Below are 15,681 nucleotides of genomic sequence, written 5' to 3' on the forward strand. Positions count from 1 at the left end.
GATGTGCTCCTGATAAACAAAATAGGCCCCGGATGCTAACACTTTCGTCGCAAGACCTTACGGGGCTGTAATTTGACGACACAATTGCAAACAGCCGGCAATCCCCGCGCGCGGTACTTATAGGGGAACCCACGGAGAACATCATGCTGAAGCTCATTGCTGCCGCCGGCGTCGCCACGCTGCTGGCCGGTTGCGTCGTCGGCCCCGACGCCGGATACGGCTACGGACAGCCCTACTATTCCGATCCCGGCTACGCGTACGGGCCGGCCTACGGCGCGGCGCCGGTCTATGGCACGGTCAACATATGGGGCGGCGGCGGTGGCGGGCGCGACTGGGATCGCGGCCACCGCGACTACCGCCGCTGGGATCGCGATCGCGGTGACCATGGCGGCTGGGGACGCGGCGGCGGACGCCGCGGCGACTGGAACGAAGGCGCAGGCGGCGGCCGCGGTGAGGGCGGCCATCGCCACTGATTCGGCCGATCCAGCGGATGCAATTGCAACCGTTTGTATCCGCAGCGGTCCCGCACGGGCGCTGCGTGGACGGATAAAAAGCTGCCGAAACCGGCTCCCCCGACATGACAAAGGCCCTCGCATCACGCGAGGGCCTTTCCTTTTGTCATCCTGCGTACCGGCGATTCAGTCGGCGCCGATCATGCGGCGCCGATCCCGGTCACGCGTCCGATCACCAGCCGGCCGGCTGCGCATAGCCGCCCGACACCGGCGCGCCGCACACATACGCGCGCTGATAGCGGTCGTAGCAATAGTTCGGGCCGCCGTCCTGGTACTGCGCCTGCTGGTAGCTCGGATAAGCCGGCTGCTGGTAGGCCGGCGCCTGGTAGTACGTCGGCGGCTGATAGGCCGGTGCCTGATACACGGGCGCCTGGTACGCGACGGGCGGATTCATCGCGGACGTCACGATCGCGCCGAGCACCGCGCCGCCGATCAGCGCGCCGATGACGGCGCCGCCGTCGCGGCCATGCGCGGACGCCGGGCCCGCAACGGCGAGCGAACCGGCGAGGACACATACAGCGGCAATTTTTTTCATGATGGACTCCCACGCGAAGTGGTACTGGATGCGATGCATTGTGGCGGCGCGCGGTCGTAATAGATGCAGCAAGTGGTAACGCGCCATTACGGGTATCACGCACACCGAAACGCGGTACGACCGTGCTACGATTTTCGGCCCACAGGAGACGCGTTCATGCAGCCCGAAACCGCCCGCCGTTTCGATACCGAATTCGCGCCGCGCATTGCGCGGGCGATCGCCGCCTTCTTCGCCGATCACGTCCAGGCCGACGTCGCCCCGTACGGCGGCCACGGACAACCGACGCGCGTGCGGATCCGCAGCGCGCCGCACGAGCACGTGAGCGGCTTCGTGCATCCGCTGAACCTCGAGCTGACCTGGGACACCGACGAGATCGAGCGGCTGATGGAGCCGGACGGTCCGCAGCGCTTCGAGCACTACCTGGCCGCGCTGCCGAAGAAACTGGGCGCGTGGCAGAGCGCGCGTGACATCGATCTCGCGTCGCGCACGCAGGCCGACCCGCTCGTGCGGCTCGGCGGCCTCGATTTCGAAGGCTGAATGCGCGTGCCGGCCGGTGGCTGGCGGTCCCACGTGCGTCGGCGTCGCGCGATGCGGCCCGGTGATACACTCGACCGGTCCGGCGCCGCCAGGCCGACCGGGCCACTCACACCGCCGCCTCCACCCGCGAGCATGGTTGCGCACACAACCGGTGCCCGGGCGCGCGGACAACCACGCTTTCGCTCCCGTCATGAACGCCGATACCGGCCTGCCACTTCCGCAACGCTACTGGGCGATCGTCTGCGTCGCACTGGGCATCACGCTCGCCGTGCTCGACGGCGCCATCGCGAACGTCGCGCTGCCGACGATCGCTCGCGACCTGCACGCGTCCGATGCCGCATCGATCTGGATCGTCAACGCGTATCAGCTCGCGGTCACGATCACGCTGCTGCCGCTCGCGTCGCTCGGCGAGCGCGTCGGCTATCGCCGCATCTATATCGCGGGGCTGGCGCTCTTCACCGCGGCGTCGCTCGGCTGCGCGCTCGCCGGCTCGCTGCCGATGCTGGCCGTGATGCGTGTGATCCAGGGGTTCGGCGCGGCCGGCATCATGAGCGTCAATGCGGCGCTGGTGCGGATGATCTACCCGTCGTCGATGCTCGGGCGCGGGCTGTCGATCAACGCGATGGTGGTCGCGCTGTCGTCGGCGATCGGGCCGACGGTCGCGTCCGCGATCCTGTCGTTTGCGTCGTGGCCGTGGCTGTTCGCGGTCAACGTGCCGATCGGCATCGCCGCGGTACTCGGCAGCGTGCGCGCGCTGCCGGCCAACCCGCTGCACGACGCGCCGTACGATTTCGCGAGCGCGCTGATGAACGCCTGCGTGTTCGGGCTGCTGATCACGGCCGTCGACGGGCTCGGCCACGGCGAACGCCACGCTTACGTCGCGGCAGAGCTGGCCGTCGCGTTCGTCGTCGGCTACTTCTTCGTGAAGCGCCAGTTGTCGCAGCCGGCACCGTTGCTGCCGGTCGATCTGATGCGCATCCCGATGTTCGCGCTGTCGATCTATACGTCGATGGCGTCGTTCACGTCGCAGATGCTCGCATTCGTCGCGCTGCCGTTCTGGCTGCAGAATTCGCTCGGCTTCTCGCAGGTCGAAACCGGCCTCTACATGACGCCGTGGCCGCTCGTGATCGTGTTCGCCGCGCCGCTCGCGGGCGTGCTGTCGGACCGCTACTCGGCCGGCATCCTCGGCGGAATCGGGCTCGCGCTGTTCGCGGCCGGCCTGTTGTCGCTCGCGACGATCGGCGCGCACCCGGGCACGGTCGACATCGTGTGGCGGATGGCGCTGTGCGGCGCGGGCTTCGGGCTGTTCCAGTCGCCGAACAACCGCGCGATGCTGTCGTCGGCGCCGCGCGAGCGCAGCGGCGGCGCGGGCGGGATGCTGAGCACGGCGCGACTGACCGGCCAGACCCTCGGCGCCGCGCTCGTCGCGCTGATTTTCGGGCTCGCGCCCGACCACGGTCCGACGATCGCGCTGTATGTCGCCACGGGGTTCGCGGCGATCGCCGCGGTAGTCAGCATGCTGCGCATCACGTCGCCACGCCCGGACGCGGCGACCTGACGCCGCCGTGCGCCGCGTGCGCGCGTCATGCGGCGTCGAGCGCGTCCATCACGAAGCGCACGCGCGCCTTCACGCTCACCCGCGGCAGTTCGATCAGCCGATACCCGTACGCGGTATAGCAGTCGACCATCGCGTCGTAGGTCCGCACGGCCTCGGCGAAATCCTGCCGCCGTTCGGCGTCCTGCGCGTAGATCTCGGGCCATGGCGGCGCGATGAATACGCGCCGGTGATAGCGAAAGCGCCGCGCCGCGGCCTCCGCATGCGCGGGCACGGCGAGCCCCGTCAGCCGCAGATAGCCGATCACGTCCGGCACGCCGCGATCGAAGAACACGGGCCCGCGCGTATCGTGCGCGAGACGGTACGAGCGCATCTCCCAGTTCAGCATCTGCTCGGCGAACGCGGCCCGGTCGCGCCACGGCAGCGCCGGGCCGTCGATCGCCATCTGGTCGCGGATCACGCCGCGCCCGGCCTCGTGCGAGCGCGCGAAACCGGTGCGTTCGAGCGCATCGAGCAACGTGCTCTTGCCCGAGCCCGGGCCGCCCGTGACGACGAAGAAGCGGGCGGACGCGTGGTCCGCCGCGCCGCCCTCCTCCACGCGTTCAGACATGCGCGGCCCGCCGGCCTGCGCGCTGCGTCACCGACGCGGCCGCCGCGACGCTGCGCAGGTCGGCGACGAACGTGTCGCGCCAGACCGACAGGTTGTTCGCGCGCAGCCGCGCGAGGTTCTCTTCATGTCGCGACTGACGCTCCGCGAGCGGCATCGACAGCGCGCGCTCGAGCGCGTCGGCCATCTGCGACAGGTCGTACGGATTGACAAGCAGCGCACCGGTCAGCTCGGCCGCCGCACCGGCGAACTCCGACAGCACGAGCACGCCCGGATCGGCCGGGTCCTGCGACGCGACGTATTCCTTCGCGACCAGATTCATCCCGTCGCGCAGCGGCGTCACGTAGCCGACCTGCGACATCCGGAAGAACGCCATCAGCAGATTGCGCTCGTATTTGCGGTTCAGGTACTGGATCGGCGTCCAGTCGAGTTGCGAGAAGCGGCCGTTGATGCGGCCGGCCTCGCCTTCGAGCGTTTCGCGAATGTTCTGGTAGGTCTTCACGTCGGAACGCGTCGGCGGCGCGATCTGCACGAGCGATACACGCCCCTGCCAGCCCGGCGCGTTGGCGAGCATCCGCTCGAACGACTGGAAGCGCTCGACGAGCCCCTTCGAATAGTCGAGCCGGTCGACGCTCATCACGAGCTTGCGGCCGCCGAGCGCATCACGCAGCATCTTCACCGGCTTGCGCGAGCCGTAATGGACGGCCGCCTCCGCAATCGCATCCGGATGCACGCCGATCGGATAGGCGGCAACCTTCACGACACGGCCGTGCGCGTGCAGCATCCCGTCGTCGCTCGCCGCACCGATGCCGCGCCGCTCGATGTAGTCGGTGAACGCCTGCCTGTCGGCATCGGTCTGGAAACCCGCGATGTCGTACGCGCACATGAACTTCACGAGTTCCTCGTGCGGCGGCACGACGCGCAGCATGTCGGGCGACGGAAACGGAATGTGCAGGAAGAAGCCGATCGGGTTCTTCACGCCGAGCTCGCGCAGGCAATGCGCGAACGGCAGCAGGTGATAGTCGTGCACCCAGATCAGGTCGTCGGGCCGCAGCAGCGCGGCGAGCTGCTTCGCCAGCATCGCGTTCACGCGCAGATAGCCCGCGTACTCCTGCCGGTCGAAGCGTGTGAGATCGCTGCGGTAGTGGAACACCGGCCACAGCGTCGCGTTCGAAAAACCGCGGTAGTACTGATCGTAGTCGCGCCGGGTCAACCCGACCGTCGCATACGTGACGTTGCCGTCCCGCTGGATCGCGGGTGCGGCGTCGGGCGTACCGACGATCTCGCCGTTCCAGCCGAACCAGACACCGCCGGTGTCCTTCAACGCGTCCATCACGCCGACCGCGAGACCCCCTGCACTCGGGCGTGTGTCCTCGCCGGCGGCGACACGGTTCGATACCACGATCAATCTGCTCATGCGGCTTCCCCTCCTCGATTCGATTGGTTGGCGCGCGGCGCGCGCCAAGGCGGACGCGACGACCCTGAGGCAGTCGCGCGGCGATTCAGATGTGAGCGATGCAACAAAGAGCGCAATGAAATGCGGCGGCGGAATGCAACGGCGACAGGGTCAAGCGTCCTGTTCCTGGCCGAGGTCGCGTTGATAGTCGAGCCCTTCCGGGCGTGCGCCTCCCTGGTTGTGATCGCCGTCGGCCGGCGTCTCGCCGGGCGCGCCGGCAGGCGGTGCGGCCGGCGCGTCGGTCTGCGGACGCTGACGCTCGGCGCCCCCATCGGGCGGCCGGGGAGAAGATCGTTTCGAACGGCGCATGGCTGGGTGTCTCATAGGCAGCGCGGCTCGGAGCCGTCGTAGAAACATTCCATAACAAAACAGTCTAGGTGGCTTCCTCGCATACGAAGGTAACAATTACCTTCAATTTGTAACGTTTCGACCCCTCTCCAATCGTCTGTCCGACAATAACGCGGCGCGTACGCGCGCGTGCCGCCGGCCGCGATTTGTCAAAGCTTTGCAGTTTTCCTATGACAATTGCGAAACAATGACGCGGCAAGGGGGCGCGCATGCGTCGCCGCTCACCCAGACAGGACTTGCACTCAGGGATGAACACACGTTTCGAACCGCCGCGCCGGGCCATGACGGCGCGCATCGCGCTGGCCGCGCTCGCGACGGCCACGCTGCTGTCCGGCTGCAACTCGCTGTACAGCGAAGGCGCGACCGCCGGCGCCGGTATCGCGGGGGCCGCGATCGCCTCCAAGGTCACCAACAACGCCGCCGTCGCGACGGGCATCGGCCTCGGCGCCGTGGCCGGCGCGCGTGCCGGTGTCCAGTACTCGCAGCGCGTCGCACACCGTTACACGCAGGAACAGATCGCGAAGGCAGCGGCTCCGCTCGACGTCGGCGGCGTCGCGCCGTGGTCGACCCACCATTCGTTCCCGATCGAGGACGACGAACAGGGCCGCGTGACGGTCAGCCGGATGATCAGCGTCGGTCCGCTCGACTGCAAGGAAATCGTGTTCGCGGTCGACACGCCCGCGAAGGCCGACAAGGCCGCGCAGTCGGCGTTCTACGTCGCCACGATCTGCCGCGACGGCCCCGTATGGAAATGGGCGTCGGCGGAGCCGGCGACCGAACGCTGGGGCGCGCTGCAATGAGCGTCGCGATCCGTATCGCGACGATCGGCGCGCTGTGCGCGGCCAGCGCCGCGCTGTCGGGCTGCGGGTCGGTCGGCGCGGCCAGCGGCGCGCTGGCCGGCGCGGCGACGGGCCTCGTCACCGCGAATCCGGCCGTCGGCGTCGGTGTCGGCATTGCCGTGCAGGCTGCGACGGACGAAGCCGTCAACCGCACGATGAAGCAGCTCCATCAGAATCAGCAGGACGCGATCGCGAAGGCGGCCGGCAGCCTGGCCGTCGGCGAAGTCAAGCCGTGGAAGGTGAAGAACACGCTGCCGCTGGAAAACGGCGAAGGCGAGGTGCGCGTCACGCGTGCGTACTCGACGGCGCTGGCGCTGTGCAAGGAATTCGCGTTCTCGGTGAAGGACGGCGACAAGGCCGACTGGTATTTCGCAAATGCGTGCCAGCAAGGTACGCACTGGAAGTGGGCGTCGGCCGAACCGGCCGTCGACCGCTGGGGCAATTTGCAGTAACGATGCGATGCGCGGCGCTGGCCGAAAGCGCCGCGCAGGCGGATGCCGGGCCGCACGGCCCGGCCAGTTGGCCTTACGACTCGACGTCCTCGAGGCTGAAGATTTCGGTCTGGTCGTTGTACGAGAAGATCTCGCCGTAACGGCCCCAATCGATCACCGCATCGAGCGTTTCCTCGGCCGCGCCATCCGACAGAAAATCCTCCAGCTCCTGCTCGAAGCGCACGCGCGGCGCGCGATGGCCCGGGCGCTCGTTCAGCACCTTCTTGATCCGCGCGGCGAGCGGCACGTGCTTGAGCAAGTGATCCGCGAACATCAGCTTGCGCTCCTGCGTGCCGAACTCCGCGAACACGCGCCCCGGCGGCGTCAGGAACACGTCCCCTTCCCGCACGTCGGCGAAACCGAGGTACTGCAGCACTTCGGCGATCGGGAACAGGTCGTCCACTTCCAGATGCAGCGTGCGCGCGATTTCCGGCATGTCCGCGCGGCCGTGGTACGGCGCCATCGCGAGCGTCTCGATCAGGCCGGCCATCAGGTTGGTCGACACCTGCGGCAGCCAGCTGCCGAGTTCCAGCCCCTTCTTCGTCGCCTCGCCGGTCTGGCGCGCGGTCATCTTCGCGTAGATGTCGTCGACCAGTTTGCGAAAGGCCGGGTCGAGACGGTTGCGCGGATGCTTGAACGGCACCTTGATCTCGGCGATCACGCGGCCCGGGTTCGACGACAGCACCAGGATCCGATCGCACATGAACACCGCTTCCTCGATGTTGTGCGTGACGATCAGCACCGACTTGATCGGCATCCGGCCTTGCGTCCACAGGTCCAGCAGGTCGGTACGCAGCGTTTCGGCCGTCAGCACGTCGAGTGCGGAAAACGGCTCGTCCATCAGCAGGATCGTCGGATCGACGACGAGCGCGCGCGCGAAGCCCACGCGCTGGCGCATGCCGCCCGACAACTCGCGCGGATACGCGTTCTCGAAGCCGTCGAGACCGATCAGGTCGATCGCGGCGAGCGCGCGCTCGCGCCGCTCGCGTGCGCCGACGCCCAGCGCTTCCAGCCCGGCTTCCACGTTCTGCAACACGGTCAGCCACGGGAACAGCGCGAAGGTCTGGAACACCATCGCGACGCCTTCGGCCGGGCCGCGCAGCGGCTTGCCGAGATACGTCACTTCACCGCCGGTCGGCTCGATCAGCCCGGCGATGATCCGCAGCAGCGTCGACTTGCCCGACCCGGAACGGCCGAGCAGCCCGACGATCTCGCCTTCGCGCAGCGACAGGTTCGCGTCGTCGAGCACGAGCAATTCGCCCTGCGTCTTGTTGAAGCCGCGGCAGACGTGATCGACACGCAGGATTTCCTCGCCGAGGCGCGGCGGCTGGGACGTCTGGACGGGGGCGTTTACAGCATTCGGATTGTGCATCGCGTTTCGCTCTCAATCGGTCTCAGTCGAGCCGCAGCTTCGCTTCGGCGAAGGCATACAGCGGGCGCCACAGCAGGCGGTTGAACAGGGTAACGAACAGGGACATCACGGCGATGCCCAGGATGATCTTCGGGAAGTCGCCAGCGGCGGTGGTCTGCGCGATATACGCGCCGAGGCCGTGCGCCTCGATCTTGGTCGTGCCCCACTGCACCGCTTCCGACACGATGCTCGCGTTCCACGCGCCGCCCGACGCGGTGATCGCGCCGGTCACGTAGTACGGGAAGATGCCGGGCAGGATCGCCTGGCGCCACCACTGCCAGCCGCGAATCCGGAAGTTCGTCGCCGCTTCGCGATAGTCGTTCGGATAGGACGTCGCGCCGGCAATCACGTTGAACAGGATATACCACTGCGTGCCGAGCACGATCAGCGGCGACAGCCAGATGTCGGGGTTCAGGTGGAAGCGCGCGATCACGATCACGAACACCGGGAACAGCAGGTTGGCCGGGAACGCGGCGAGGAACTGCGCGAGCGGCTGCAGCTTCTCCGCCAGCCGCGGACGCAGCCCGATCAGCACGCCGATCGGCACCCAGATCACCGACGCGATCGTGATCAGCACGACCACGCGCAGCAGCGTGATGAGCCCGAGCACCAGCACGTGGCCGACGTCGGCCATCGTCACGCCGGTCGCGACGAAGCTGACGACGCGCCACACGATATAGGCCGTGCAGATCAGCACGAAACCCGACCATGCGATATCGACCGTGCGCGACGCCTTCTTCTCGACTTTCGGCAGCGTGAAGCGCATCGCGCCCGACAGCGGCAGGCGCAGCGGAATCCGCGCGGCCTTCGCGAAGAACCAGCCGGCCGGCACGAGCAGCTGATGGATCAGGCGCGTGCGGCGCACGAGGTCGAGCAGCCACGATTGCGGCGCATCGCCCGACGCGGTGTTCTCCATCCGGAACTTGTCGGCCCACGCGATCAGCGGGCGGAACAGGAACTGGTCGTACGCGAGGATCACGACGGTCATCGTGAGGATCACCCAGCCGATCGCGCCGAAGTTCTTGTCCGAGATCGCCTGCGCGAGATACGCGCCGATCCCCGGCAGCGTGATCGTCTGGTTGCCGACGGTGATGGCCTCCGACGCGACGACGAAGAACCAGCCGCCCGACATCGACATCATCATGTTCCAGATCAGCCCGGGCATCGAGAACGGCACCTCGAGCTTCCAGAAGCGCTGCCACGACGTCAGGTGGAAGCCGCGCGACACTTCGTCGAGATCGCGCGGGACCGTGCGCAGCGACTGGTAGAAGCTGAACGTCATGTTCCACGCCTGGCTCGTGAAGATCGCGAAGATCGCCGCGAGCTCGGCGCCGAGCACCCGGCTCGGGAACAGCGCGAGAAAGAACGTGACCGTAAACGAGATGAAGCCGAGCACCGGCACCGACTGCAGGATGTCGAGGATCGGAATCAGCACCATCCCCGCGCGGCGGCTTTTCGCGGCGAGCGTGCCGTAGATCAGCGTGAACGCGAGCGACGCGACCATCGCGGCGAGCATCCGCAGCGTCGTGCGCAGCGCGTATTCGGGCAGGTTCGACGGATCGAGCGAGATCTTCTGGGTCTGAAGGGTCCCGATCGGCGCCATCGTTTCATGAAAGCCGACGACCGCCATCGCGATCAGGCAGATAATCAGCGGGAATGCGATGAAGTCCCACCGGTTCGGCAGAACGCGCCATGCGGACGCGTTGGCGGTCCGGTTCGGATTGAAGAATCCGACGTCCATCAGGCGCCCTCCCCGGTAAGGCCGAACGAAGCCGGCAGACGATGTTGATTCATGGCAAAGCGCACGGGCGCGGTAATTCGACGCGGTAATTCGATGGATTCACGATCTCACGCCGGCGCGACGCGCCGTGCGTGCAAGCTGCGCCCCGGCGCGGCAAGCGGCCGCGACGGCACGACACTACACCAACCTGTATTTCAGGTACAACCGTCCGGGGCCAGTGTGGCGCCGCGCGACGCGTGGGCGGTGCGTGGATCGTGCCCGGCGCGCGGGCGGACGGCGGGCGCGCGGGGCGGTGCAGCCCGGCCGCAGTCGTGCGGCCGGCGTGCAGGCCCCGAATTATGCCGTGATCCGGGCCGGCCGGGAACCCGCCAGCCGCACACGGGCGCAAACCATGCCGGACGTCATCGGACGATCGCGGCGAAGCAGGTATGATCGGGGCTAGCCCCCGGGGTGTGCCGACCCGCGGCCCCGGGGATTGACCGACCAGCTGGAGGAAGGGAATGGCAGGAAATTTGGTGATCGTCTGCCGCGATCAGGACGCCGAGGCGTTCTACGAGCTGATGCAGGAATACGGGTCGTTCCAGACCCGGCTGTCGTCGACGGCATGGTACCTGAACATGAACGTCGTGCCCGAATCACTGCAGGAGGAAATCCTGGAGCGCCTCGGCCGCTATACGACCGTCTATATCTTCGAGGCCACGAGCGTGACCTACAACACCATCGACAGCAACGCCGCCGAGACGCTCGGCTCGCTGTTCGGCGAATGATGCCGCGCGGCGCCTGCCCGGCAGGCGCCGCTTCTTACGCAGCCTGTGCGTGAAGTTCGTCCTTCGGCACCGCGTCGAACGGGAACGTCATCGCCACGCGCAGGCCGCCCTCGGGACGGTTGCCGATCTCGCACGTCCCGCCCAGCCTCAGCACGAGCCGCTCGACGATCGCGAGCCCCAGCCCGCTGTGGCCGTTCCCGCCGCGCGCGGGGTCGAGCCGCACGAACGGCCGCGTAGCGGCCGCCAGGTCGCGCGGCGCAATCCCGCCGCCGCTGTCGCTGACCGACAGTACATACCCGGTCGGCGTGCGCGCCGTCTCGACCAGCACGGGCGGCGCGCCGTACGCATGTGCATTGTCCAGCAGGTTCGACAGGATCCGGTCGAGCGTCGCGGTCGGCAGGCGGAAGCCCGCGTCGGCCGTGAGGCGCGTCTGGACCGCCGGCGCGTTCGGTGCGACCGCGCGATAGCTGCGCGCGATCCGCTCGCAGGTCTGGTCGACCGGCACGGGCTCGCTGCGGTCCGCCCCGCCGTGCGCGAACGCGAGGAACTGGTCGACGATGTGCGACATCGAGTCGACATCGCGCACGACGCCGTCGCGCAGCCGCGCGTCGTCCATCATTTCGGCGCGCAGGCGCATCCGCGCGAGCGGCGTACGCAGGTCGTGCGCGACGCCAGCCAGCATCACCGCGCGGTCGCTGTCGGCCTGCGAAACCTGTTCCACCATCTGGTTGAAGCCGCGCGTGAGCTGGCGCAGCTCGCGCGGTCCGCGCTCGCGCAGCGGCGGCACCGGCTGGCCGCGGCCGAAGCGCGCGACCGCGCGCGCCAGCGAGCGCAGCGGCTGCTGCAACTGCCAGGCCGCGAACAGCGCGGCGATCACGCCGGCCGAGAAGATCGTGCCGAGCCACAGCAGCATCCGGTCGAGCGAGCGCGGCGGCCGCAGCGGCTGCACCGGCACCACGATCCAGTTAGGGTCGGTCGGCTCCTTGACCCACAGCACCGGCGGATGACCGGGCGCGCCGATCTCGACCTGGGTGCCGTGCGGCATCCGCTCGCTCACGTCGTCGCGAAAGCGCTTGAGCGGCGCCGGCAGGTTCGTGTCGGCCACCTTCGGCACGTCGGGACTGTCCGGCGCCACGAGCCGCACCCGCGACGGCAGCGGCTGATCGGGCGTGCGCTCGACGTGCTGGCGCACCGCGTCGACGAGGAACGCGGCCTCCTCGACCGCGTAGCGCGTCTGCATCTGGTTGCGCTCGATGCGCATCGCGAAGAACCACGCGAAGTGCGACAGGAGCAGCACGCCGATGACCAGCAGCGCGAGCCGCCCGAACAGTGAATCAATGGGCTTGCGCATGGGCCTCGCCGTCGGGCACGAACACGTAGCCGCGCCCGCGGACCGTCTGGATGAAGCGCGGCGCGGACGGATCCGTTTCCAGGATGCGGCGCAGGCGCCATACCTGGACGTCGATGCCGCGGTCGGTGCCGTCGTACTCTGGCCCGTGCAGCAGCTCGAGCAGCCGCTCGCGCGTGAGCGTGCGCAGCGCATGGTTCACGAAGATCTTCAGCAGCGCGAATTCGCTGCTCGACAGCGTCGCCGGCTTGCCGTCGACCGACAGCGTGCGCGCCTGGAAGTCGAGCACGAAGCGGCCGAACGCGAACGGCTCGCGCTGCTCGGGCGCCGCCGCCGACGGCGTCGCGCGGCGGCGGCGCAGCACGGCCTGCACACGCGCCAGCAGCTCGCGCGGGTTGAATGGCTTGCCGAGATAGTCGTCCGCGCCGAGTTCGAGCCCGACGATGCGGTCGACGTCGTCCGCGCGCGCGGTCAGCATGATCACGGGGATGTCGTCGCCGGCCGCACGCAACTGGCGCAGCGCGGTGAGGCCGTCCACGCCCGGCATCATCAGGTCCAGCACGATCAGGTCGGGCCGCTCGCGCTCGAGGCGCTTCTCGAGCGTCGCCGCGTCGTGCAGCACGGACACTTCCATCCCCTGGCGCACGAGATAGTCGCGCAGCAGGTCTCGGAGTTCTTGGTCGTCGTCGACGATGAGGATCTGGGTAGTCATGGCTTGAAGTTTACCGCGCGAGCGCGGCGTCGAAGAACGAAACAAAGGGACGAAAGGGTTACTGCGGGTTACGGCGCAAGGGAACTGTAATGCGCCGTAACCCGCCGGCCACCCCGCGTAACACCGGCCGGGACCCGCGCCGCTAACCTGCGTCTTACCGGATGCGGGCACGAATCACCGCGACCCGCATCGCCGGACCTTTGATACAAGGAGTTTCTGAAATGTATAAGAAGACTTCCCGCGTGGCCATTGCCGCCGCCACCGTGCTCGCTCTCGCATTCGGCACCGCGCATGCCGCGCAACCCAACGACATGCCGCCGCCGGGCGGCCCCGGCATGCACCAGATGCACGGCGGCCATGACGGCGGCCCGTTCGGCGTGATCATGAAGCTGCACGACCAGCTGAAGCTCAACGCGTCGCAGGAACAGCAGTGGCAGACGGCCGTCAACACGATGAAGCAGAACCATGAGGCGATGCGCAAGAGCCACGAGCAGATGCGCGAGCAATTCAAGGCGCAGCAGAACCAGCCGATCCTCGACCTGAGCGCGATGCACGCCGCCCGCCAGCAGGCCGAGCAGCAGAATGCGCAACTGCGCGAGCAGAGCGCGGCCGCGTGGCTCGCGTTCTACAACGGGCTGAACGACCAGCAGAAGACCACGGTCAGCACGGCGCTCAAGCAGCAGTTCGCACGGATGGAGCAGCGCCACGAGACGATGAAGGAACGCTGGCAGCAGCACCGCGCGGCCAAGGGCGCGTCGGCGCCGGCGCAGTAAGCCGGCAGGCCGCCCTCCGGGCGGCACCGCGGGGGACGCGCGCTTGACGCCGCGTCCCCCGTTTCATTTCAGGCGACGTCGAACAGCAGCACCTCGGCCGCCCGGCCGCGGGCGAACGCAACCATATCCATGCCGGCGATCCGCGCGCCGTCGCCCTCGGCCAGCGCGTGGCCGTTGACTTCCACATCGCCGCGCGCCACGTGCACGTACGTGCTGCGCCCGGCCGGCACGCCGAAAGCCGTCTCCTCGTCGCCGTCGATCAGCCCCGCGAAGATGCGCGCGTCCGCACGGACCGACAATGCGCCGTCGTCACCGTCGGGCGACGCGACGAGCCGCAGCCGGCCGCGCTTCTCGTCGTCGGCGAAGCGCCGCTGCGCATAGCCGGGCCGCCCGCCCCGCTCGGCCGGCTGCAGCCAGATCTGCAGCAGATGCAGCGGCCGGTCGCACCACGCATTGGTTTCGCTGTGCATGAGCCCCGTGCCGGCGCTCATCCGCTGGACGCCGCCGGCCCGCACGATCGCGCCGTTGCCGAGGCTGTCGCGATGCGCGAGCGCGCCGTCCAGCACGTAGGTGACGATCTCGAGGTCACGGCGCGGCTGCATTCCGAAGCCGCGCGTGGGTGCGATCCGGTCCTCGCTCAGCAAGCGCAGCGCGCCGAACGGCGGATGCGTGGCCCCGGCGTGGCCGGCGAGCGGGAAGCTGCTGCTCGATTCGAGCCAGCCTTGACGCGTATGGCAACGGTCGGCGGCGCGGCTGATCTGGAACATGGGGGTACTCCGGCAGGCGGCGATTCTTTTGCGGGTTTACCTGTACTGTAGGCTCGCCCCCATCCGGCCACAATTCGCCGCCCGCGCACCGCATCGTTGCGCTCACGAATCCAATGGACGCAATACTCGTTGCGAATACCACGATTGCCGCAACAGCCGATTCGAAGAATCGATCGGTCGCGCCGGATTGCCGTTTTCCGGATATCGCGTTCGGGTAAAATACCGCCCTTTTGGCGTTCGCCCGTCCGGCGAGCGCCATTGCCAGCGCGCCGAAACACGAATTTTGGCCGTCTAGAATACGCCGCGGCGCCCGGCCCGACCGGCCGCGAGCGCCCCCCGGAAGTGAGCGACAAAAGGATGGAAATGAAGAAGGCCGCCCTGTGCGCCGCCCTCGCCCTCGTGGCGGGCAGCGCCTTCGCGAAGGAGTGGAAGACCGTGCGGATCGGTGTCGATGCCAGCTACCCGCCGTTCGAGTCGACCGCGCCGAGCGGCGAGATCGTCGGTTTCGACGTCGATCTCACCAAGGAAATCTGCAAGCGGATCAACGTGAAGTGCGTGTGGGTCGCGCAGGATCTCGACGGGATCATCCCCGCGCTGAAGGCGAAGAAGTACGACGTCATCGTGTCGTCGCTGACCGTCACGGACAAGCGCCGCGAGCAGATCGACTTCTCCGACAAGGTGTACGACGCACCGGCACGCATGATCGCGAAGGCCGGCTCGCCGCTGCTGCCGACGGTCGCGTCGCTCAAGGGCAAGCACGTCGGCGTCGAGCAGGGCTCGACGCAGGAAACCTACGCGAAGGCGTACTGGGAACCGCAGGGCGTGACGGTCATTCCTTACCAGAACCAGGACCAGGTCTATGCCGATCTCGGCTCGGGCCGCCTCGACGCGACGCTGCAGGATGAACTGCAGGCCGACTACGGCTTCCTGCGCACGCCGCGCGGCAAGGGCTTCGCGTTCGCCGGGCCGGAAGTGAAGGATCCGAAGACGATCGGCGACGGCACCGCGATCGGCCTGCGCAAGGAAGACACGGACCTGAAGCTCAGGATCAACAAGGCGCTGGCCGATATGCACAAGGACGGCACGTACGACCGGCTGTCGCACAAGTATTTCTCGTTCAGCGTCTACTCGGCTCGCTGAGCGCCGACAATGACGGGAAGCGGATGCGGGGGCGGCCCCGCGTCCGGCGGTACAGGCAGTCCACCACGCGCCGCCCGCCCCCTTGCCCGCCGCTCGCGCGACGGGCGGGCCCGGCACCGTTGCCGGGGCGGACGGTCATGAT

At 68.2% G+C, this 15,681-nt stretch carries 17 protein-coding genes; 8 read left to right on the forward strand and 9 right to left on the reverse strand.

The window, feature by feature from the left end:
- The first annotated feature begins 143 nt into the window (after positions 1 to 143).
- Positions 144 to 473, forward strand: a complete 330-nt coding sequence (locus FFI87_RS12390) for a hypothetical protein (protein ID WP_138847345.1) — start codon at positions 144 to 146, stop codon at positions 471 to 473.
- A 211-nt stretch (positions 474 to 684) separates the two neighbouring features.
- Here the strand turns inward: FFI87_RS12390 and FFI87_RS12395 are convergent, their stop codons facing one another.
- Positions 685 to 1,086 carry a hypothetical protein gene (locus tag FFI87_RS12395; RefSeq protein ID WP_012364418.1) on the reverse strand — a complete coding sequence of 134 codons (402 nt, stop codon included), beginning with the start codon at positions 1,084 to 1,086 and terminating at the stop codon, positions 685 to 687.
- 117 nt (positions 1,087 to 1,203) lie between these two features.
- On the opposite strand from FFI87_RS12395, the gene FFI87_RS12400 reads away from it, so the two are divergent.
- A complete protein-coding gene (locus FFI87_RS12400) occupies positions 1,204 to 1,584 on the forward strand; it encodes a DUF5594 family protein (protein ID WP_012364419.1) in 381 nt (126 codons plus the stop codon).
- A 190-nt stretch (positions 1,585 to 1,774) separates the two neighbouring features.
- A complete protein-coding gene (locus FFI87_RS12405) occupies positions 1,775 to 3,142 on the forward strand; it encodes an MFS transporter (protein WP_011657612.1) in 1,368 nt (455 codons plus the stop codon).
- 25 nt (positions 3,143 to 3,167) lie between these two features.
- Here the strand turns inward: FFI87_RS12405 and FFI87_RS12410 are convergent, their stop codons facing one another.
- The 3 genes from FFI87_RS12410 to FFI87_RS12420 all read right to left on the reverse strand — a co-directional run bounded on the left by FFI87_RS12410 (position 3,168) and on the right by FFI87_RS12420 (position 5,511).
- Entirely contained in the window at positions 3,168 to 3,749 is a 582-nt protein-coding gene (locus FFI87_RS12410; RefSeq protein ID WP_138847344.1) for an AAA family ATPase, read from the reverse strand.
- Positions 3,742 to 5,163: an alpha,alpha-trehalose-phosphate synthase (UDP-forming) gene (gene otsA, locus FFI87_RS12415; protein WP_138847343.1), complete on the reverse strand. Its 1,422-nt coding sequence runs from the start codon at positions 5,161 to 5,163 to the stop codon at positions 3,742 to 3,744. Before otsA ends, FFI87_RS12410 begins: the two co-directional genes overlap by 8 nt.
- Positions 5,164 to 5,313: 150 nt before the next feature.
- Positions 5,314 to 5,511 (reverse strand): hypothetical protein, encoded by a 198-nt coding sequence (locus FFI87_RS12420; protein ID WP_006755290.1) that lies wholly within the window; start codon positions 5,509 to 5,511, stop codon positions 5,314 to 5,316.
- A gap of 287 nt (positions 5,512 to 5,798) precedes the next feature.
- Here FFI87_RS12420 and FFI87_RS12425 point away from each other — a divergent pair, with 287 nt between their 5' ends.
- Both FFI87_RS12425 and FFI87_RS12430 read left to right on the forward strand, forming a co-directional pair.
- Positions 5,799 to 6,350, forward strand: a complete 552-nt coding sequence (locus tag FFI87_RS12425; protein WP_041489845.1) for a hypothetical protein — start codon at positions 5,799 to 5,801, stop codon at positions 6,348 to 6,350.
- Positions 6,347 to 6,841: a hypothetical protein gene (locus FFI87_RS12430; protein ID WP_012364423.1), complete on the forward strand. Its 495-nt coding sequence runs from the start codon at positions 6,347 to 6,349 to the stop codon at positions 6,839 to 6,841. Before FFI87_RS12425 ends, FFI87_RS12430 begins: the two co-directional genes overlap by 4 nt.
- Positions 6,842 to 6,914: 73 nt before the next feature.
- Here the strand turns inward: FFI87_RS12430 and FFI87_RS12435 are convergent, their stop codons facing one another.
- Both FFI87_RS12435 and FFI87_RS12440 read right to left on the reverse strand, forming a co-directional pair.
- Positions 6,915 to 8,252 (reverse strand): AAA-associated domain-containing protein, encoded by a 1,338-nt coding sequence (locus FFI87_RS12435; RefSeq protein WP_006755837.1) that lies wholly within the window; start codon positions 8,250 to 8,252, stop codon positions 6,915 to 6,917.
- A gap of 22 nt (positions 8,253 to 8,274) precedes the next feature.
- Positions 8,275 to 10,032 carry an ABC transporter permease gene (locus tag FFI87_RS12440; protein WP_011657618.1) on the reverse strand — a complete coding sequence of 586 codons (1,758 nt, stop codon included), beginning with the start codon at positions 10,030 to 10,032 and terminating at the stop codon, positions 8,275 to 8,277.
- Between the two features lie 500 nt (positions 10,033 to 10,532).
- On the opposite strand from FFI87_RS12440, the gene FFI87_RS12445 reads away from it, so the two are divergent.
- Positions 10,533 to 10,799, forward strand: a complete 267-nt coding sequence (locus FFI87_RS12445; protein ID WP_011657619.1) for a hypothetical protein — start codon at positions 10,533 to 10,535, stop codon at positions 10,797 to 10,799.
- Between the two features lie 34 nt (positions 10,800 to 10,833).
- Here FFI87_RS12445 and FFI87_RS12450 read toward each other — a convergent pair whose 3' ends face one another.
- On the reverse strand, positions 10,834 to 12,150 hold the full coding sequence (locus tag FFI87_RS12450; RefSeq protein WP_012364425.1) for an ATP-binding protein: 1,317 nt from the start codon (positions 12,148 to 12,150) through the stop codon (positions 10,834 to 10,836).
- Complete coding sequence (locus tag FFI87_RS12455; protein WP_012364426.1) at positions 12,134 to 12,859, reverse strand: response regulator; 726 nt, start codon at positions 12,857 to 12,859, stop codon at positions 12,134 to 12,136. The genes FFI87_RS12450 and FFI87_RS12455 overlap by 17 nt, the downstream gene beginning before the upstream one ends.
- A 221-nt stretch (positions 12,860 to 13,080) precedes the next feature.
- Here FFI87_RS12455 and FFI87_RS12460 point away from each other — a divergent pair, with 221 nt between their 5' ends.
- Complete coding sequence (locus FFI87_RS12460) at positions 13,081 to 13,632, forward strand: Spy/CpxP family protein refolding chaperone (protein WP_012364427.1); 552 nt, start codon at positions 13,081 to 13,083, stop codon at positions 13,630 to 13,632.
- A gap of 68 nt (positions 13,633 to 13,700) precedes the next feature.
- Here the strand turns inward: FFI87_RS12460 and FFI87_RS12465 are convergent, their stop codons facing one another.
- On the reverse strand, positions 13,701 to 14,399 hold the full coding sequence (locus FFI87_RS12465) for a pirin family protein (protein ID WP_138847342.1): 699 nt from the start codon (positions 14,397 to 14,399) through the stop codon (positions 13,701 to 13,703).
- Positions 14,400 to 14,762: 363 nt separating this feature from the next.
- Between FFI87_RS12465 and FFI87_RS12470 the strand changes: the two genes are divergently transcribed.
- A complete protein-coding gene (locus FFI87_RS12470; protein WP_006755689.1) occupies positions 14,763 to 15,539 on the forward strand; it encodes an ABC transporter substrate-binding protein in 777 nt (258 codons plus the stop codon).
- The last annotated feature ends 142 nt before the right edge of the window (positions 15,540 to 15,681 follow it).

Origin of the sequence: Burkholderia sp. KBS0801, from assembly GCF_005937855.2 — a bacterium.
Taxonomy (GTDB): Bacteria; Pseudomonadota; Gammaproteobacteria; order Burkholderiales; family Burkholderiaceae; genus Burkholderia; species Burkholderia ambifaria.

Coding starts and splice junctions, on each gene's coding strand:
- FFI87_RS12390 (WP_138847345.1), top strand. CDS start 144: ATGCTGAAGCTCATTGCTGCCGCCGGCGTCGCCACGCTGCTGGCCGGT.
- FFI87_RS12395 (WP_012364418.1), bottom strand. CDS start 1,086: ATGCATCGCATCCAGTACCACTTCGCGTGGGAGTCCATCATGAAAAAA.
- FFI87_RS12400 (WP_012364419.1), top strand. CDS start 1,204: ATGCAGCCCGAAACCGCCCGCCGTTTCGATACCGAATTCGCGCCGCGC.
- FFI87_RS12405 (WP_011657612.1), top strand. CDS start 1,775: ATGAACGCCGATACCGGCCTGCCACTTCCGCAACGCTACTGGGCGATC.
- FFI87_RS12410 (WP_138847344.1), bottom strand. CDS start 3,749: ATGTCTGAACGCGTGGAGGAGGGCGGCGCGGCGGACCACGCGTCCGCC.
- otsA (WP_138847343.1), bottom strand. CDS start 5,163: ATGAGCAGATTGATCGTGGTATCGAACCGTGTCGCCGCCGGCGAGGAC.
- FFI87_RS12420 (WP_006755290.1), bottom strand. CDS start 5,511: ATGCGCCGTTCGAAACGATCTTCTCCCCGGCCGCCCGATGGGGGCGCC.
- FFI87_RS12425 (WP_041489845.1), top strand. CDS start 5,799: ATGAACACACGTTTCGAACCGCCGCGCCGGGCCATGACGGCGCGCATC.
- FFI87_RS12430 (WP_012364423.1), top strand. CDS start 6,347: ATGAGCGTCGCGATCCGTATCGCGACGATCGGCGCGCTGTGCGCGGCC.
- FFI87_RS12435 (WP_006755837.1), bottom strand. CDS start 8,252: ATGCACAATCCGAATGCTGTAAACGCCCCCGTCCAGACGTCCCAGCCG.
- FFI87_RS12440 (WP_011657618.1), bottom strand. CDS start 10,032: ATGGACGTCGGATTCTTCAATCCGAACCGGACCGCCAACGCGTCCGCA.
- FFI87_RS12445 (WP_011657619.1), top strand. CDS start 10,533: ATGGCAGGAAATTTGGTGATCGTCTGCCGCGATCAGGACGCCGAGGCG.
- FFI87_RS12450 (WP_012364425.1), bottom strand. CDS start 12,150: ATGCGCAAGCCCATTGATTCACTGTTCGGGCGGCTCGCGCTGCTGGTC.
- FFI87_RS12455 (WP_012364426.1), bottom strand. CDS start 12,859: ATGACTACCCAGATCCTCATCGTCGACGACGACCAAGAACTCCGAGAC.
- FFI87_RS12460 (WP_012364427.1), top strand. CDS start 13,081: ATGTATAAGAAGACTTCCCGCGTGGCCATTGCCGCCGCCACCGTGCTC.
- FFI87_RS12465 (WP_138847342.1), bottom strand. CDS start 14,399: ATGTTCCAGATCAGCCGCGCCGCCGACCGTTGCCATACGCGTCAAGGC.
- FFI87_RS12470 (WP_006755689.1), top strand. CDS start 14,763: ATGAAGAAGGCCGCCCTGTGCGCCGCCCTCGCCCTCGTGGCGGGCAGC.